This is a genomic window from Curtobacterium sp. PhB170, assembly GCF_003752345.1.
GTDB lineage: Bacteria > Actinomycetota > Actinomycetes > Actinomycetales > Microbacteriaceae > Curtobacterium.
On sequence record NZ_RJUM01000001.1, the window covers coordinates 1 to 14,716 of the forward strand.

General features: G+C 71.9%; 16 protein-coding genes and 2 pseudogenes. 6 read left to right on the top strand and 12 right to left on the bottom strand.

Annotation, left to right across the window (positions count from 1 at the left end):
* The first annotated feature begins 234 nt into the window (after positions 1-234).
* Both EDF40_RS00010 and EDF40_RS00015 read left to right on the top strand, forming a co-directional pair.
* Positions 235-1,068, top strand: a complete 834-nt coding sequence (locus EDF40_RS00010) for a sugar phosphate isomerase/epimerase (protein WP_123341194.1) — start codon at positions 235-237, stop codon at positions 1,066-1,068.
* Positions 1,065-2,216, top strand: coding sequence for a Gfo/Idh/MocA family protein (locus EDF40_RS00015; protein WP_123341259.1), 1,152 nt, complete (start codon positions 1,065-1,067; stop codon positions 2,214-2,216). Before EDF40_RS00010 ends, EDF40_RS00015 begins: the two co-directional genes overlap by 4 nt.
* A gap of 89 nt (positions 2,217-2,305) precedes the next feature.
* On the opposite strand, the pseudogene EDF40_RS19410 reads toward EDF40_RS00015, so the two are convergent.
* From EDF40_RS19410 to EDF40_RS00030, 4 genes and pseudogenes are all read right to left on the bottom strand, one after another.
* Positions 2,306-2,428, bottom strand: a pseudogene (locus tag EDF40_RS19410) (DivIVA domain-containing protein); the annotation flags it as partial.
* Between the two features lie 48 nt (positions 2,429-2,476).
* Positions 2,477-2,587, bottom strand: a pseudogene (locus tag EDF40_RS19415) (DivIVA domain-containing protein); the annotation flags it as partial.
* A gap of 48 nt (positions 2,588-2,635) precedes the next feature.
* Positions 2,636-2,980 carry a hypothetical protein gene (locus EDF40_RS00025; RefSeq protein WP_123341193.1) on the bottom strand — a complete coding sequence of 115 codons (345 nt, stop codon included), beginning with the start codon at positions 2,978-2,980 and terminating at the stop codon, positions 2,636-2,638.
* A 146-nt stretch (positions 2,981-3,126) separates the two neighbouring features.
* Positions 3,127-3,948 carry an alpha/beta hydrolase gene (locus tag EDF40_RS00030; protein WP_123341192.1) on the bottom strand — a complete coding sequence of 274 codons (822 nt, stop codon included), beginning with the start codon at positions 3,946-3,948 and terminating at the stop codon, positions 3,127-3,129.
* A gap of 64 nt (positions 3,949-4,012) precedes the next feature.
* Here EDF40_RS00030 and EDF40_RS00035 point away from each other — a divergent pair, with 64 nt between their 5' ends.
* On the top strand, positions 4,013-4,618 hold the full coding sequence (locus EDF40_RS00035) for an LppP/LprE family lipoprotein (RefSeq protein ID WP_148053911.1): 606 nt from the start codon (positions 4,013-4,015) through the stop codon (positions 4,616-4,618).
* 15 nt (positions 4,619-4,633) lie between these two features.
* Here the strand turns inward: EDF40_RS00035 and EDF40_RS00040 are convergent, their stop codons facing one another.
* A complete protein-coding gene (locus tag EDF40_RS00040) occupies positions 4,634-5,299 on the bottom strand; it encodes a hypothetical protein (RefSeq protein ID WP_123341190.1) in 666 nt (221 codons plus the stop codon).
* A gap of 57 nt (positions 5,300-5,356) precedes the next feature.
* On the opposite strand from EDF40_RS00040, the gene EDF40_RS00045 reads away from it, so the two are divergent.
* The 3 genes from EDF40_RS00045 to EDF40_RS00055 all read left to right on the top strand — a co-directional run bounded on the left by EDF40_RS00045 (position 5,357) and on the right by EDF40_RS00055 (position 7,323).
* The gene (locus EDF40_RS00045; protein ID WP_123341189.1) at positions 5,357-6,388 is read left to right on the top strand and encodes a YeiH family protein; all 1,032 of its coding nucleotides are present in this window, start codon (positions 5,357-5,359) and stop codon (positions 6,386-6,388) included.
* Between the two features lie 93 nt (positions 6,389-6,481).
* Entirely contained in the window at positions 6,482-7,093 is a 612-nt protein-coding gene (locus EDF40_RS00050) for a hypothetical protein (RefSeq protein ID WP_123341188.1), read from the top strand.
* Positions 7,093-7,323 (top strand): helix-turn-helix transcriptional regulator, encoded by a 231-nt coding sequence (locus EDF40_RS00055; RefSeq protein ID WP_123341187.1) that lies wholly within the window; start codon positions 7,093-7,095, stop codon positions 7,321-7,323. The genes EDF40_RS00050 and EDF40_RS00055 overlap by 1 nt, the downstream gene beginning before the upstream one ends.
* Before the next feature lie 15 nt (positions 7,324-7,338).
* Here the strand turns inward: EDF40_RS00055 and EDF40_RS00060 are convergent, their stop codons facing one another.
* The 7 genes from EDF40_RS00060 to rutA are packed head-to-tail and all read right to left on the bottom strand — an operon-like array spanning position 7,339 to position 14,671.
* Positions 7,339-8,157, bottom strand: a complete 819-nt coding sequence (locus tag EDF40_RS00060; RefSeq protein ID WP_123341186.1) for a GntR family transcriptional regulator — start codon at positions 8,155-8,157, stop codon at positions 7,339-7,341.
* Positions 8,154-8,798 (bottom strand): TetR-like C-terminal domain-containing protein, encoded by a 645-nt coding sequence (locus EDF40_RS00065; RefSeq protein ID WP_123341185.1) that lies wholly within the window; start codon positions 8,796-8,798, stop codon positions 8,154-8,156. Before EDF40_RS00065 ends, EDF40_RS00060 begins: the two co-directional genes overlap by 4 nt.
* Entirely contained in the window at positions 8,795-9,418 is a 624-nt protein-coding gene (locus EDF40_RS00070) for an isochorismatase family protein (protein WP_123341184.1), read from the bottom strand. The genes EDF40_RS00065 and EDF40_RS00070 overlap by 4 nt, the downstream gene beginning before the upstream one ends.
* A gap of 46 nt (positions 9,419-9,464) precedes the next feature.
* Positions 9,465-10,922 carry an MFS transporter gene (locus EDF40_RS00075; RefSeq protein WP_185002567.1) on the bottom strand — a complete coding sequence of 486 codons (1,458 nt, stop codon included), beginning with the start codon at positions 10,920-10,922 and terminating at the stop codon, positions 9,465-9,467.
* Between the two features lie 43 nt (positions 10,923-10,965).
* Complete coding sequence (locus tag EDF40_RS00080) at positions 10,966-12,666, bottom strand: amidase (RefSeq protein WP_123341182.1); 1,701 nt, start codon at positions 12,664-12,666, stop codon at positions 10,966-10,968.
* The gene (locus tag EDF40_RS00085) at positions 12,663-13,574 is read right to left on the bottom strand and encodes a carbon-nitrogen hydrolase family protein (protein WP_123341181.1); all 912 of its coding nucleotides are present in this window, start codon (positions 13,572-13,574) and stop codon (positions 12,663-12,665) included. Before EDF40_RS00085 ends, EDF40_RS00080 begins: the two co-directional genes overlap by 4 nt.
* A complete protein-coding gene (rutA, locus tag EDF40_RS00090; protein ID WP_123341180.1) occupies positions 13,571-14,671 on the bottom strand; it encodes a pyrimidine utilization protein A in 1,101 nt (366 codons plus the stop codon). The genes EDF40_RS00085 and rutA overlap by 4 nt, the downstream gene beginning before the upstream one ends.
* Positions 14,672-14,716 lie beyond the last annotated feature (45 nt).

Here is a 14,716-nt window from a genome sequence, read left to right on the forward strand (position 1 = left end):
GGGGGGGCGGGGGGGGGGGGGGGGGCTGGGGGCGGGCGTGTTCGGTTGTGTTCATCGCCCACCCCCGTTCAGGCGCTGGTGTCCCCCCCCTCCTCCCCCCCCCCCCCCCCCCCCCCCCCCGCGGGGCCGCGCCCCCCCCCCCCCCCCCCCCGGCGGCGGCGCCCCCCCCCCCCCCCCCCCCCCCCCCCCCCGCCTCCAGGCAGTCACCTGTACCACCCCCGGAAAGGACCCGACATGGCTCCCGCCATCTCCCTGCAGCTCTACACGGTGAACGCCGCGCTGGAGCCCGACCTCGACGGCGGCGTCCGCCGCCTGGCCGAGATCGGCTTCGACACCGTCGAGGCGTTCGCGTTCGTGGACCGAGCACCGCAGCTCAAGTCCGCGTTCGACGCCCACGGCATCACCGCGAAGACCGGCCACGCGTTCCTGGTCGAGGAGACCATCCCGCTGCCCGACGGCACCGTGATGACCGCTCCGTCGCACGCCGACACCTTCGCCGCGGCGAAGGAACTCGGCCTCGAGATCGTCATCGACCCGTTCGTCGGACCCGACGCGTGGACGACCCGCGAGGGCGTCGAGCGCGTCGCCGCACGACTGAACGCCGCCGCCGTCGAGGCCGCCGAGCACGGTCTGCGCGTCGGCTACCACAACCACGACCACGAGCTCCGGCCGCAGATCGACGGACAGCCCGCGCTGCAGGTGCTCGCGTCGCTGCTCGACCCGGCCGTGGTGCTCGAGCTCGACCTGTACTGGGCATCGGCCGCGGGCATCGACGTCGTCGCGTTCATCGAGGAGCTCGGCGACCGCATCGTCGCCGTGCACGTCAAGGACGGTCCGATGCGCGACGACATCTCCACCGCGACGATCCCCACCGACCAGACCCCGGCCGGCCAGGGCGACGTCCGGCTCGCCGAGGCGCTCCGTGCGGCGACGGCGCTCGAGTACGCCGTGATCGAGTTCGACGGGTTCGACGGGGACGTCTTCGACGGTGTGCAGCAGTCGTACGAGTGGCTCGCGGCGCACCTCGCGCCGGCCGGTTCGTCGTCCGCATCGGAGGTGTCCGCATGACCCGCACCGGACGCGTCGGCATCGGCTTCATCGGCGCCGGCATGATCAGCGAGCAGTACCTGGCCAACCTCACGACGTTCCCCGACGTCGAGGTCGTCCGGATCGGCGACATCGACACCGAGCGCGCCGCGGCGTCGGCTTCGAAGTGGGGTGTCGCGACCTCGGGCGACGGCGCATCCGTGCTCGCCGATCCCGACGTCGAGATCGTCATCAACCTGACGCTCCCCGCCACGCACGTCGCCGTCTCGATGGACGCCCTGCGTGCCGGCAAGCACGTGTGGAGCGAGAAGCCGATCGGCGTGGACCGTGCCTCGGCCGCGTCGCTCGTCGAACTCGCCGACTCCCTCGGCCTGAAGCTCGGCATCGCGCCCGACACCGTGCTCGGTCCGGGCTGGCAGACCGCCAAGCGTGCGATCGAGGCCGGTGCGATCGGCACCCCGCTCACCGCGGTCACGAGCATGCAGTGGCAGGGGCCGGACGTGTTCCACCCGAACGCGTCGTTCCTCTACGCCACGGGCGCGGGCCCGCTGTTCGACATCGGCCCGTACTACTTCACGGCGCTGGTGCACCTGCTCGGACCGATCGACTCGGTCGTCGCGACGGGTTCTCAGTCGCGGTCGACGCGGCAGTTGGTCGTCGGACCGAACGCGGGCGACTCGTTCCCCGTCGAGGTGCCGACCCACGTCTCCGTCCTGACCTCGTTCGAGCAGGGTGGCAACGCACAGTCGCTGCTGTCGTTCGACACCCCGCTGTTCCGGCACGGCGTGTTCGAGGTCAACGGGACCGAGGGCACGATCGTCCTGCCCGACCCGAACACGTTCGGTGGCGGGCACCCGATCCGGATCGCGCGACCGTTGACCGCGGACGCGACGTTCCCCTTCTCGCAGGAGTGGGACGTGCTGCTCGACGAGGAGCCCACCGTCGGCCGTGGGCTCGGCGTGCTCGACATGGCGCGGGCCATCCGTGGCGGCGGCTCGCACATCGCGACCGGCGAGGTCGGCTACCACGTGCTCGACACCATGGTCGCGGTCGAGGAGTCGATCGCCGCCCGCTCGTTCATCGAGGTCGAGTCGACCGTCGCACCGATCGCGTCGCTGCCCGAGGACTTCGACCCGCTCGCGGCGACGCTGGAGGGCGCGCAGGTCTGAGGTCACGATCGACCCGGAACGACATCCCCGTTGTCGCACGACGACGGGGATGTCGTTCTGCGTCGGTGTCGGTCTCAGCGCACCGCGTGCTGGCGGAGCGCGACGACGACCTCGTCGAGGAAGTCGTCGACCTGGTCCTGGTCGTAGCCCTCGCGGAACTTCGTGGGCTGGAATCGGGCAGCGGTCACCTGCTCCGGTGTGAGCGGATCCACCGGCCGCCCCTGCTCGTACCCGGCGAAGGTGCTCTGGATCCGGTCGAGGAACGCATCGACCTCACCCTGGTCGTAGCCCTCCCGCCACTTGGTCGGTCGGAACCGCTTGTCGGACACGTCCTTCGCGAGCATCTGCTCCCCCTTCTGCATGCCCGTCATGCTCTCACGGGCGTGCGAACGGGCCGGGACAGCGGCGGTACCGGCAGTTCAGCGCAGTGGGAGCCGGCGGCCGAACACGGCGTCGAGGAACCGCGCGAAGCGGGACTCCGTCGGCGGCGCGGTCTGGACCGCGCGCGTCGGCGACCGGAACGCCAGGTCGTGCAGCATGTTCCGCTTCGAGCCGTCCCAGTTCGCGAACAGGTAGGTGCCGCCGATGAACGACATGCTCCTGACCGGCGTGCGCTTCCAGGAGTCGGCAGCCACGTAGTAGCCGGTGTGTCCGGAGCGGATGTGCTGGATCACGGTGTCGACGTCGATGACGCTGGTGGTCGTCACGACGGCGGTGATGCCCGTGCGGTCACGGGCGACGTACTCGATGAGGTGTTCGGTCACGGTAGGACTCTTCGTCACAGAGGCGGGACGCCACGACGGTGAACGTGGCGAAGGGTGTTCGGAACCGCCGTTGCTTCCGACAGCAGAATACGTCCGGTTCGTCGTGGCGTCACCGGAATGTCCGACGGTCGCACACGCTCGAACGGTCAGACGGGCCGACGGACCACCCACGAAGCGATCAGGTCGACGGCAGCCGTGAAGTCGGTGCTGCCCGGTCGGTTGAGGAACGCGTGCCGGCTGTCGGGCAGGACGTGCCGTTCGAGATCGACCCCCGCGGCACCGAGCCGCCGTGCGAACCGGTCGCCGGATGCGCGCATCGTGTCCCGCTCGGCGTCGAGCACCAGGGTGCGCGGGAACGTGCTGAGGTCCTCCGGTGCCGGGAACGCTCCGGCGCCGAGCGGCCCGGCGTAGGTGCGGTTCGCGGCGTCGAGCAACAGTGGAGCGTGCGTGATCCGCCGGTGCCCGCGCACGAGACGCTGCACCGCTGGGTCGCGGGGGATCCGCGCGTCGAAGAACCCGTACGCGAGCACGGTGCCGGCCAGCGCGGGTCCGTGAGGGACCGCGGTGGCGGCGAGGCAGGCTCCAGCGCTCGCGCCACCCAGCACCAGACCGGCCGGACATTCCTCTGCGAGCGAGCGGAGCACGGCCACGACTTCGTCCCGAGCGTGCGGTGCGCGTCGGCGTGCTCGTGGACCCGTCCGCCCGATCCAGGGCAGACCCGGCAGCGGGCCGAGGCGGTAGTCGACGGTGACCACCGGGATGCCGCGGGCGCTGAGCACCCGGGCCACGGCGTCCGACTCGGGCAGGTCCAGGTCGCCCCGGAAGAACCCGCCGCCGTGCAGCCAGACCAGGGTCGGAGCGGCTGCGGGGTCCTGCGGTCCGTAGCGCCGGATGAGGACCGGTCCGTGCGGACCCACGACGTGGTCGTCCGCGACGTCCGCCGATGCCCCGATGCCCTCTCCCCGCATGCCAGCAGACTACGGGCCGGTAACGATGCGAGCGCCGACACCGCGGTCGGTGCACCGTGGAGTGGTGCGCACCTCGAAGACTGCTCTGTTCCTGACCGGCGCGGCCGTGGTCGCCCTGCTGACCGGCTGCTCCGGCGGCGGGGACGGCGGCGACGCGACCCCGACCGTCACCGAGACCGTGACCGCAGCGCCGACGGACACGGCAGCGACCCCGACGCCGACGAGCACGCCGAGCCAGACACCGACGCCCACCCCGACCTGTGGTCCCGCGGCCGGCTCCGAGGCAGCCGCCGCCGGGATCGCCGCGCTGCCGTCGCCCGCCGGCCTCGAGGGCACCAAGTGGGACGCCGCGAACGCCGACTACACCGGCTACGACGCCTGCGCCTCCCTGTCCTGGTCTGTCGTCTCGCCCGAGCTCGCCACGGCCGGCTCCCCGTACGCGATCCTGCTCTTCCACCAGGGCCGGTACCTCGGCACCGCGACCTCCGAGCAGTACGCGTTCGAGCCGACGGTCGAGCGGCTGGCCGACGCCTCGATCAAGGTCACCTACACGTACGCGAAGGCCAACGAGGCGAACGCTGACGCCTCCGGTCGCACCACCGCGACGTACATCTGGAACGACGGCACCGAGCGCGTCGACATGACCGGCGAGGTACCGCCCGTCGGCTGATCCGGCGTCGGCGGCTCAGCGGCGCTCGCGCGCTCCGTGGTGCGGATCGAACTCCCGCCGCAGCGACCGGAGCACCTGCATCAGGATGTGGATCTTCGTCACGCTCGCGCCGAACGGCCGCCCGATGACTGCGCGCGGCAGCAGCACGAACCGGCCCACCGCCTCGGTGACGATCCAGATCCCGGTGTCGGTGCGTTGTCCGCGGACGTCCGTCGAGGCCAGCTCGATCGTCCTGACGTCGTCCCACACCAGGTCGAACACGGGATCGTCGCGCTCGGGTGACCACGCGTGGAGACCCGCCGCGTCGACCGTCCACAGCTCCGGCCTCGGGTCCGGGAAGTCGTCGGCGGCGTACGGGCCCGTGCGGAGGACGGGCAGGTGGAAGCGTGTCGTGGTCCCGTTCCGGCGGATCCGGTCCAGCACCACGCGGTCGCGCCGCCCGCGCAACCAGGACAGCACCGCGGCCACGGGCCCGAACCCGAGCAGCAGCACCGAGAACAACGGCACGGCGAACGGGCGTCGGGCGTCCGAGTGCAGGATGCCGTCGAGGTGGGTCGCCGAGAAGTACACCCCGATCCCGCCGGCCACCGTGACGATCGCGAGGCCGACGAGGAACGGCCACCGCTTCGGTGTCTCCCCGTCGCGCAGCCGCTGCACCCACCGCTCGCCCGAGTACTCCACCACACCATCCTGCCCGGCTGGACCGCACGACGGCCGCGAGCACGAGATGCTGTTCCCATGCAGTTCGCCCGCACCGCCGCACCCGGAGTCGCCGTCGCCGTCGCGATCGGCCTCGTCGCGACCCTGATCGGATCGGTCGTCCCGGTCGTGGGCGGACCCGTCCCCGCCGTCCTGATCGGCGCGGTGCTCGGTTGGCTCGTCCGTCGGCGCACCGGTGGCACCCTCGCCGTGCTCGCTCCCGGCGTGAAGTTCTCGTCGAGCCGTGTGCTGCAGTTCGCGGTGGTGCTGCTCGGCGCGCAGCTGTCGATCGGTGAGGTCCTGCGCATCGGCGGCGAGACCCTGCCGGTCATGGTGACGACCCTCGTGGTGTGCCTCGGTGCCGCCTGGGGGATCGGCCGGCTGCTGCGGGTGTCGAGCGCCCTCCGCACCCTGATCGGCGTGGGGACCGGCATCTGCGGTGCGTCCGCGATCGCGGCCGTCACGCCCGTCATCGGTGCGGTCAGCGCGGACGTCGCCTACGCGATGTCGACGATCTTCCTGTGCAACATCGCCGCGGTGTTCGCCTTCCCCCTGCTCGGCCACGCCCTCGGTCTCAGCCAGCACGCCTTCGGCGTCTTCGCGGGGACGGCGGTGAACGACACGTCGTCCGTCGTCGCCACCGCGACGGTCTACGGTCGCCAGGCGACCGACACGGCGGTCGTCGTGAAGCTGGTGCGGACCCTGATGATCATCCCGATCGTCATCGGGCTGGCCGGACTGGAGGCCCGACGCGCCTCCCGCGAGCAGCTCGCGCCCGACGCGGGGTCGCGCAGCGGCTTCCGTGTGTTCCGGTTGGTCCCGTGGTTCCTGATCGGGTTCCTCGTGGTGGTGCTGCTCCGGACCGTCGGGGTACTGCCGGCTGACGCTGCCCCGGGGTTCTCGACCGCGGCGTCGTTCCTCATCACGGTGGCGCTCGCGGCGATCGGCTGCTCGACGGACTTCGCGGCGCTGCGACGTGCCGGGTTCCGTCCGATGCTGCTCGGCATCGCGCTCTGGGTGTTGGTGGCGGGCACGAGCCTCGGGGCGCAGGCGGTGTTCGGCCTGCTGTAGGTCGGAGCCGGGCGGGGTCTTGCACAAGTCCGACCCATCGTTTATCGTTGTATCGAAATTCGATGGTATCGATGATCGACAGGGGAAGACGCCATGACCGCACCCGTGTACGAACCACCCCGCGGGCGGAACTCCTACCTCGCCTACGTCGCCTGCTGCGTGATCGGCATCGCGCTCGTCGTCTGGCGGTACGTCGACCTGCTCGTCCGCTCGGTCAGCTCCGGGACGGTGTCGGTGCCCGTCCGGATGACCGCGACGAGCGACGTCCCACAGCCGCCCGGCGGGGCGACCGTCACCGCCGACCACCTCGTGCTCCGGGCCCCGATCGCGGACGTGCCGGCGGGGGCGATCGGGTACATCCGGGTCGGTGACGCGCTCGAGGTCCTGCTCGTCAGCGCCCTCATCGCCCTGGTGGCGGCGGTCGCGTGGAAGATCTCGCGCGGCGGGCTGTTCGACCGGTCGACGACCCGCATCCTCGACTGGCTCGCCGCCGCGGTGCTGGTGGCGGGGTTCGTGCCCCAGTTCGTCCGCCGGATGGGGTGGAACTGGGTGGTGTCGGGGCTCGGCTGGGACGGGCGCCTGCCGACGCCCGACGTCGACCACCAGTTCGTGCCCGTGTACCTCGGTCTGCTCGTCGTCATCTGCTTCCGGTTCGCCCTGACCGCCTCGCAGCGGATGGTACGCGACCAGTCCGGGCTGGTCTGATGCCCCCGGAACAGGAGGACGGCCACGCGGTCGTCTGCCACCTCGACGAGCTGCTCGCCGCTCGGGGCATGACGCTGACCGAGCTCGCGGACCGGGTCGGGGTGACCGTGGTGAACCTGTCGGTGCTGAAGAACAACCGGGCGCGCGCGATCCGGTTCTCCACCCTCACCCGGCTCTGCCAGGAGCTCGGGTGCCAGCCGGGCGACGTCTTCTCGGTGCGGACCGACTGAGCCCGGACGCACGGGTCAGATGATCCGCGAGTCGATCACCGCCCGGTCGCCGCGGTACCGCGAGAAGCCGTACTCGACGGGCGTCCCGTCCGCCAGGCACATCAGCCGCTCGATGTGGAAGATCGCCTGCCCGGGGTCGATGTCGAGCAGGTCGGCCGTCCACTGGTCGGCGTTCACGGTGCTCAGCAGCAAGCGTCGAGCCTCCGGACGCGCACCGGCCTTCCGGACCAGCACGTCCGGCACGTACTCGGTGAGCGGCTCGGCGACCAGGTCGGGGAAGCGCTCGTGCGGCACCCAACTCGTCCGGACCCGGCTCGGTTCGCCGTCGAACGAGATGAGGCTCTCGACGAAGAACGCGCTGCTGCCGGTCATCTGCAGGTTGCGTCGGACGGTCTCCGGCGCGGTCACCTGCTGCACGCACAGGTGCACGATGCTGAGCCGGGGTGACTCGAACACGCTGCCGCCAGCCGTCTCGCCGTAGATCGTGACCTCGTCGGACGTGCGGGCCAGGCTCACCGAGGCGACGGGCCGGACACCGAACGTGCCGGATCGCGGTGCACGGGTGAGCAGCCGCTGTTCCTTGAGCAACGTCAGCGCAGCCCGCAGGACGTTCCGCGTCGTGCCGTACAGGTCGAGCAGCTCCCACTCGTAGGGCAGCGGCCCGGTGAACCGGCCCGCGACGATGTCGGCCCGGATCAGGTCGGACACCTGGCGCGCCGCGTCGGAGCGTCGGTTGAACCCGATCCAGTGCCCCGGCGCCGACGGGGTCGTCCCGACGCCCATGTCGGTCCAGGCCGCGGTCGGGGCGAACTCCTCCGGCGCGATCCCGGTCACGAGGCCACCCCCACCGTCGAGACGTCGCCGGTCCAGCCGGCCCAGCGCAGGAACTCCCGCGCCAGGCGCACCGGGTAGTCGGGCGCCTGGATGTCGAGTGAGACGAACACGCGTCGGTAGAACGTCGGTCCGCCGAGCAGGTCGACGGCGATGCCGAGGTCGACGTCCGGACGCAGGTCGCCGGCGTCCATCGCCCGCTGCAGCATCGCGTTCACCCGCAGCCGCCGGTCCAGGTGCCACTCGGTGACGGCCTCGGCGACGCGCGGCTCGTGCGACGCGGTCTCCACGATGAGCGGGAGTGCGCGGCCGACCGGCGTCGCGACGAGGGCGTGCACCCACCCCCGGGTGAGCCCGAGGACCCCCTCGGCGATCGGGGCGTCCTGGATCGTGGGGATGTGCTCCTCCATCAACCGGATGACGGTCTCGGTGAGCAGGACCTCCTTGCTCGACCACCGCCGGTAGATCGTCGCGGCGCCGACCCCGGCCGCATCGGCGACGGCCCGGATCGTGAACGCGCGCGGGTCGCCCTCGGCCAGGATCTCGACGCACGCCGTGTAGACGGACTCGCCGACGGCGGCACTCCGAGGCCGACCGCGGACCGATGCCGCGGTGCTCGTCACGGTGCTCGTCGCGGGGCTCATGCCACGTTCCAGTGCTCGAGGACCCGGCCCATGCTCCAGACCTCGCCGATCTTGGCGGCGATGTCGAACAGGTTCGCCTCGTGCACGCTCGGCAACCGGTCGCCCACCGCCTCGCGCACGACGATCGGCACGAACCCGTGCTGCATGGCGTCCGTGGCGGTCGCGCGGATGCACCCGCTCGTCGACAGCCCCGCGATGAACAGGGTGTCCACACCGCGGGCGACGAGGTCGGCAGCCAGCGAGGTGCCGAAGAACGCACTCGGGTACTGCTTGGGCACCAGGGTGTCCCCGTCCTGGGGCTCGAGCCCGTCGACGAACGCCCCCGTGGACGCCCCCGGCAGGTACGCGGCGAGCGCCGGCACCTTGCGGAAGAACACCCCGGCGTTCGACCCGTCGGCGGACAGCGCCATGGTGGTGATCGCCACGTGCACCCCGGCGGCGCGGGCAGCGATCGTGAGCTCCCGCATCCGCTCGACGGGTTCCTCGACCCCGGCGTAGAGCCCGCAGTCGGGGTCGACGTAGGCGCGGACCGGGTCGACGACGACGAGCGCAGCGCGTCGTCCTGGCTGCAGCGCGCCGGTGAACCCGGCCGCCGCGTAGTCCTGGTGGTCGTCGGTCATGGGGTCCTGCTTCCGTCGTGGGTGGTCGTTGCCAGGGCGGGGACGGTCACGTGGACGCCCCCGGCTCGGGGACCGGACCCGACCTGTCGGGCCGGAGTGGTGCCTCCCGGTCGGGTGGTCCGAACGGACCGAACGCGACGATGAGCGCACCGAGGGCCGCGCAGCCGGCGAAGGTGAGCGCTGCGGCGCGGACGCCGTCGACGAACACCTGGACGTCGCCGGCCGGCAGGCCGAGCAGGCTGCCGTCGTAGGCGGCTGCCGCCTGGGAGGCGGACAGGCCGCCCGTCGCGATCGCGAGTCCGAGGGCCGTCGAGAACAGGAAGCCAGCGTTCTGCAGGGCGGAGCGGATGGCGTTGGCGATGCCACGTCGGTGTTCCGGGACCCGGGTCATCAGTGCGGACGTGCTCGGCGTCATGAACACGCCCGTCCCGACCCCGACCGCGCCGAGGCCGGTGGCGGTGACGACGTAGGCGCTGCCGTCGGCGAGCGAGACCGCGAGCACCGCGGCGCCGAGGGCGATGAGGAGCATCCCGATGGTCGACAGGGTCCTGGCGGCCACGCGACGGGCGAGGAACCCCGCGGTCACGGCGGCGACGGTCGTGCCGATCGGGGTCGGGAGCACCCAGAGGGCGGCCTCGACGGCGTCCTTGCCGTCGACGGCCTGGAACGACAGGGACGCCAGCAGCACCAGTGCGTAGCTGGACAGGGCGCAGAGCCCAGCGGCGGAGAACAGGGTGATGGTGGCGCGGTCGCGGAAGATCGCCGGGTCGACCAGGGGGTGCGCGACCCGGCGCTGGGTCCACACGAACACGCCGCCGAGGACGACCGCGCCCGAGGCCATCGCCACGACGGGCACGGCCGACCAGCCGACCGAGCCGCCCATCGAGACGGCACCGACGAGCAGGCCGACGGCCGCGACCGAAAGGATCGACCCCGGCACGTCGAGGCGCTCGCCGGAACGGGGGCGGGTGCTGTGCGGGATCAACCGGAGCGACCAGACGAGTCCGGCGAGCGAGATCGGCACACCGGCGAGGAAGATCCAGCGCCACCCGAAGGACTCGGCGACCAGCCCGCCCACGACCGGGCCGATGACCTGCCCCACCGCGGCGACGGTGGCGTTCAGGCCGAGGCCGAGCGACAGGATCGACTCCGGGAAGACGTCGGTGAGCAGTGCGGTCGTGTTCGTGACGATGGCCGCCGCACCCACGCCCTGCACGAGTCGGGCGCCGAGCAGGACGGCGGCGTCCGGTGCGAACCCGCACGCGAGCGAGGCGAGCAGGAAGACGAGGATGCCGGCGATGTACAGGCGCCGCCGACCGACGAGGTCGGCGATCCGTCCGAAGACCAGGATCAGGGTGGTGGTGGTGAGCATGTAACTCAGGAGCACCCAGCTGGACTGCACTGCGCTGGCGTCGAGGTCGCGGCTGACGTCGGGGAGCGCGACGAGCAGGGCGCTCGAGGAGATGAAGACGAGGATGACGCTCAGGCTCGAGGCGCAGAGCACCTGCCAGGCGCGTCGTCGGGCGGCGCCCTCGTCGATGGTGCGGCTACTGATCGGTCGGCCCTCGCACGGCGGACGACGGCGGCACCAGGCGGTGGTGCGTCGTGACCCGTTGGAAGGCGGCGGCCGCGGACAGCACCAGGCGGTCGTCCCACGGCCGCGCGACGAGCTGCACGCCGACGGGCAGACCGTCGGTCGCGGTACCCGCCGGCATCATCAGCGCCGGGAACCCCACGTAGTCGAACAGGCGGGTGTTCCGGGGGATGACGTCGTGCAGGTTGAACCGCTCGCCGTCGACGGACATGGTCAGGTCGTCGAGTCGCGGGGCGGTGGCCCCGATGCCGGGGGTGAGCACCACGTCCACGCCGGCCTCGTCCATCCGGGCGACCATCGCGGCCTGCACGAGCGGGCGGCGGCGGAGCGCCCGGAGGTAGTCCGCCGCGGTCGGCAGGAACGACACGTCGAAGCGCGCTCGGGTCCCGGCGTCGAACAGGTCGGCCGTGGCGGTGTTGGCCTCCTGGTTCGCGGCGAGCTCGCCGTAGAAGACGGTCCAGCACTCCGCGTCGATCGATTCGAGGTCGTCGAACTCGATCGGCACGAGGGTCGCCCCGAGGTCGCGGAACTGCTCGGTCGCGGCGGCGTGGGCGTCGAGCACCGCGGTGTCGATGCGTTCGGTGAACCAGCCGCGCGGCACCCCGATGCGGAGCCCCTCGACCCGTTCCGGTGCTGCTTCGATGAGCGGGACGGCGGTGAACGTCGTCGGGTCCTCGCCGTCGGACCCGGCGATGACCGCCAGGACGAGCGCGAGGTCCTCGGCGGAGCGGGCCATCGGTCCGACGTGGTCGAGGGTCCACGACAGGCTCGCGACCCCGGTGCGCGGCACGAGGCCGTAGGTCGGCTTGATCCCGGTGGTGCCGCAGAGCGCGGACGGCACGCGGATCGACCCGCCGGTGTCCGATCCGAGCGCCAACGGGACGATCCGGGCGGCGAGCGCCGAACCCGACCCCGTGGACGAGCCACCGGTCCACCGCTCGGGGTCCCAGGGGTTCCGCACGGCACCGTAGCGGGCGTTGTGCGGCCCACCGCAGGCGAACTCCGTCGTGGCCGCCGTGAACACGGGGATCGCGCCGGCTGCACGGAGTCGGGCCACGACGGTCGCGTCGGCCGGGGCCACACGGTCGCCGGTCTGGAGCGAGCCGCTCGTGACGATCGTCCCCGCGACGTCGATGATGTCCTTCACGGCGAACGGGATGCCCTCGAGCGGCCGGGCCTCGTCGTCCGCCCAGCGGCGGGTGGACTCGGCGGCGGCTGCCTCGGCTCCGTCGACCAGGCGCAGGACCGCGTCCGACCAGACGTCGTCGCTCGTCCAGTGCGGGGCGAGTGCGGTCAGGACGGCGGACGGGGTGGTGGTGCCGGAACGGTAGGCGTCCAGGAGCTCGACGACCGTGGCTGCGGCGGGGTCGGCGGCGGGCCGGGACGCCGACGGCGCGTCTGCGGGCCGGGACGCCGACGGCGCGTCTGCGGGCCGGGCCGGGGCCGTGTCGGCGCCCGTGCCCGGTGTCGCCGCCACGGCCGGGGCCGCCTCGATCGCTGCGCCCAGGAGCCGACCGAACAGCTGCGCACTGTGTGCCGGTTCCGCGCGCAGCGCCGACGGGGCTGCCGGCAACGGGTTCGCGCGGCTGGCGGCCAGCGCCCGGTCGAGCTGCGGGGCGATGGTGCCGCGGACCACGGCGGCGACGTCCGTCACGCGGGGACCGCCGCCGGTGCGTGGGCGTCGGCGAGGTACCGGAACACCCCGGGCTGGCGGTCGCGTCCGAGCGGGAAGTCGTGGCGTGCCGCGGCGACCTCGCCGACGTCGATGGTGGCCCGGATGATCGGCCCCGCCTGGTGGGCCGGTGCCGAGACGACCAGGTCGCCCCGTGGTGAGACGACCGACGACCGGCCGAAGTAGCTCACGGTCTTGCCGTCGACGGTCTCCTCGCCACCGCGGTTCGGGGCGACGATCCACGTCTGCGTCTCGAGCGCGCGGACCTGCAGTTCCTGGGTGAACAGGGTCTCGCGGAAGCCCATCGACGACACGAGCACGAGCATCACCTCGGCACCGGCGGCCCGCGATGCGAGCCAGTACTCCGGGAAGCTCCGGTCGTAGCAGATGAGCATCCCGAAGCGGGTGCCGAGCGCGTCGAACACGACCGGTCCGGAGCCGGCGGCGAAGTAGTGCTTCTCGTCGACGTCGGAGATCGCGTTGGTCGGGATCGAGGTCTTGCGGTACGACGCCACCTGCTCGCCGTGCACGTCGGTGCCGTGCACGAGCGTGCCGTCGGCGTCGATGAGCACGGCGCTGTTGTACTGCGCGTCGCCGGCGTCCTCGTACAGGCCGAAGGCGACGGCGGTGCCCAGACGCTTCGCCGCGGCGGCGAACCGGGCGGTCGCGGGGCCGGGGACGGGCTGCGCCCAGGCCTTGCGGCTGTCGTTGACCACGCCGCAGAAGTAGGGCGTGGTGCAGAGCTCGGGGAACACGACGAGGTCGGCGCCCTCGGCCGCCCGTTCGAACAGGGCGATGAGTTCGTCGAGCGCGGCGTCGCCGTCGGCCGGGGTCTGTCCGGCCTGCACGACCGCGACCTGGATGACCGGTCGGCTCGCTGCGGCGCTCATGCGGTGACCGCGCTCGGGGCAACGGACTCCACGCCCTCGCGGGTGCGCATGAGCGGCTGGATGCGGGTGCCGAAGTCGTCCATGCCCTGCAGGAAGTCGTCGAACACGACCATGATGCCCTTCGTGCCCTCGACGACGGCGGCCTCGTCGAGCATGGCCGCGACCTGCTCGTACGAGCCGACGAGCGTGCCCATGTTCATGTTCACGGCGCCTTCGGGCAGCGAGATCCGCTTGGCGGTGTTGCCCTCCTCGCCCTCGGTGTCGGTGAGCGCCTGGCCCGTCATCCACGAGATCGCCTCGACGTCGACACCGTCGTTGTAGAGCGCCCACTTGGCCTGGGCGGCCTCCTCGGTCTCGTCGGCGATGATCATGAACAGCACGTACGAGCCCACGTCGCGACCGGTCTTCGCCCGCGCCTCGATGAGGGCCTTGTTCTGGTCGGCGTAGGCGGTCGGGGTGTTCACGCCGACGCCCATCGAGAAGTTGTAGTCGGAGTACTGGGCGGCGAACGCCATGCCCTGCGACGACTGCCCGGCCGAGACGATCGGGATGTGTCCGGTCGGCTTCGGCAGCATCTTGCAGTCGTTCATCGTGAAGTAGTCGCCCTTGAAGTCGGACTCGCCGTGCTCCCACAGCTCCTTCATGACCTGCATGTACTCGGTCTGGTAGGCGTAGCGGCGCTTGAAGTGCACGTCGTCGCCGGGCCACAGGCCCATCTGGTCGTACTCGGCCTTCTGCCACCCCGCGACGAGGTTCAGACCGAAGCGACCGTGCGAGATCGAGTCGACCGTCGCGGCCATGCGCGCCGCGATCGCCGGGGGGATCGTCAGGACCGCAGTCGTGGCGAACAGGCGGATCCGCTCGGTGCGGGCGGCGAGACCGGCCATCAGCGTGAACGACTCGAGGTTCTCGTCCCAGAACCCGCTCGGGCCGCCGTACCCGTGCAGCTTGATCATCGACAGCGCGAAGTCGAAGCCGTACGACTCGGCCTTCTGCACGATCTCGAGGTTCAGGTCGAAGGACGGCTTGTACTGGGGCGACGTGGTGGAGATGAGCCAGCCGTTGCTGCCGATCGGGATGAAGACTCCGATGTCCATGGGGGACTCGCTTTCTGTGGTGGGTGTCGAGCAGGGAGGGGGAGG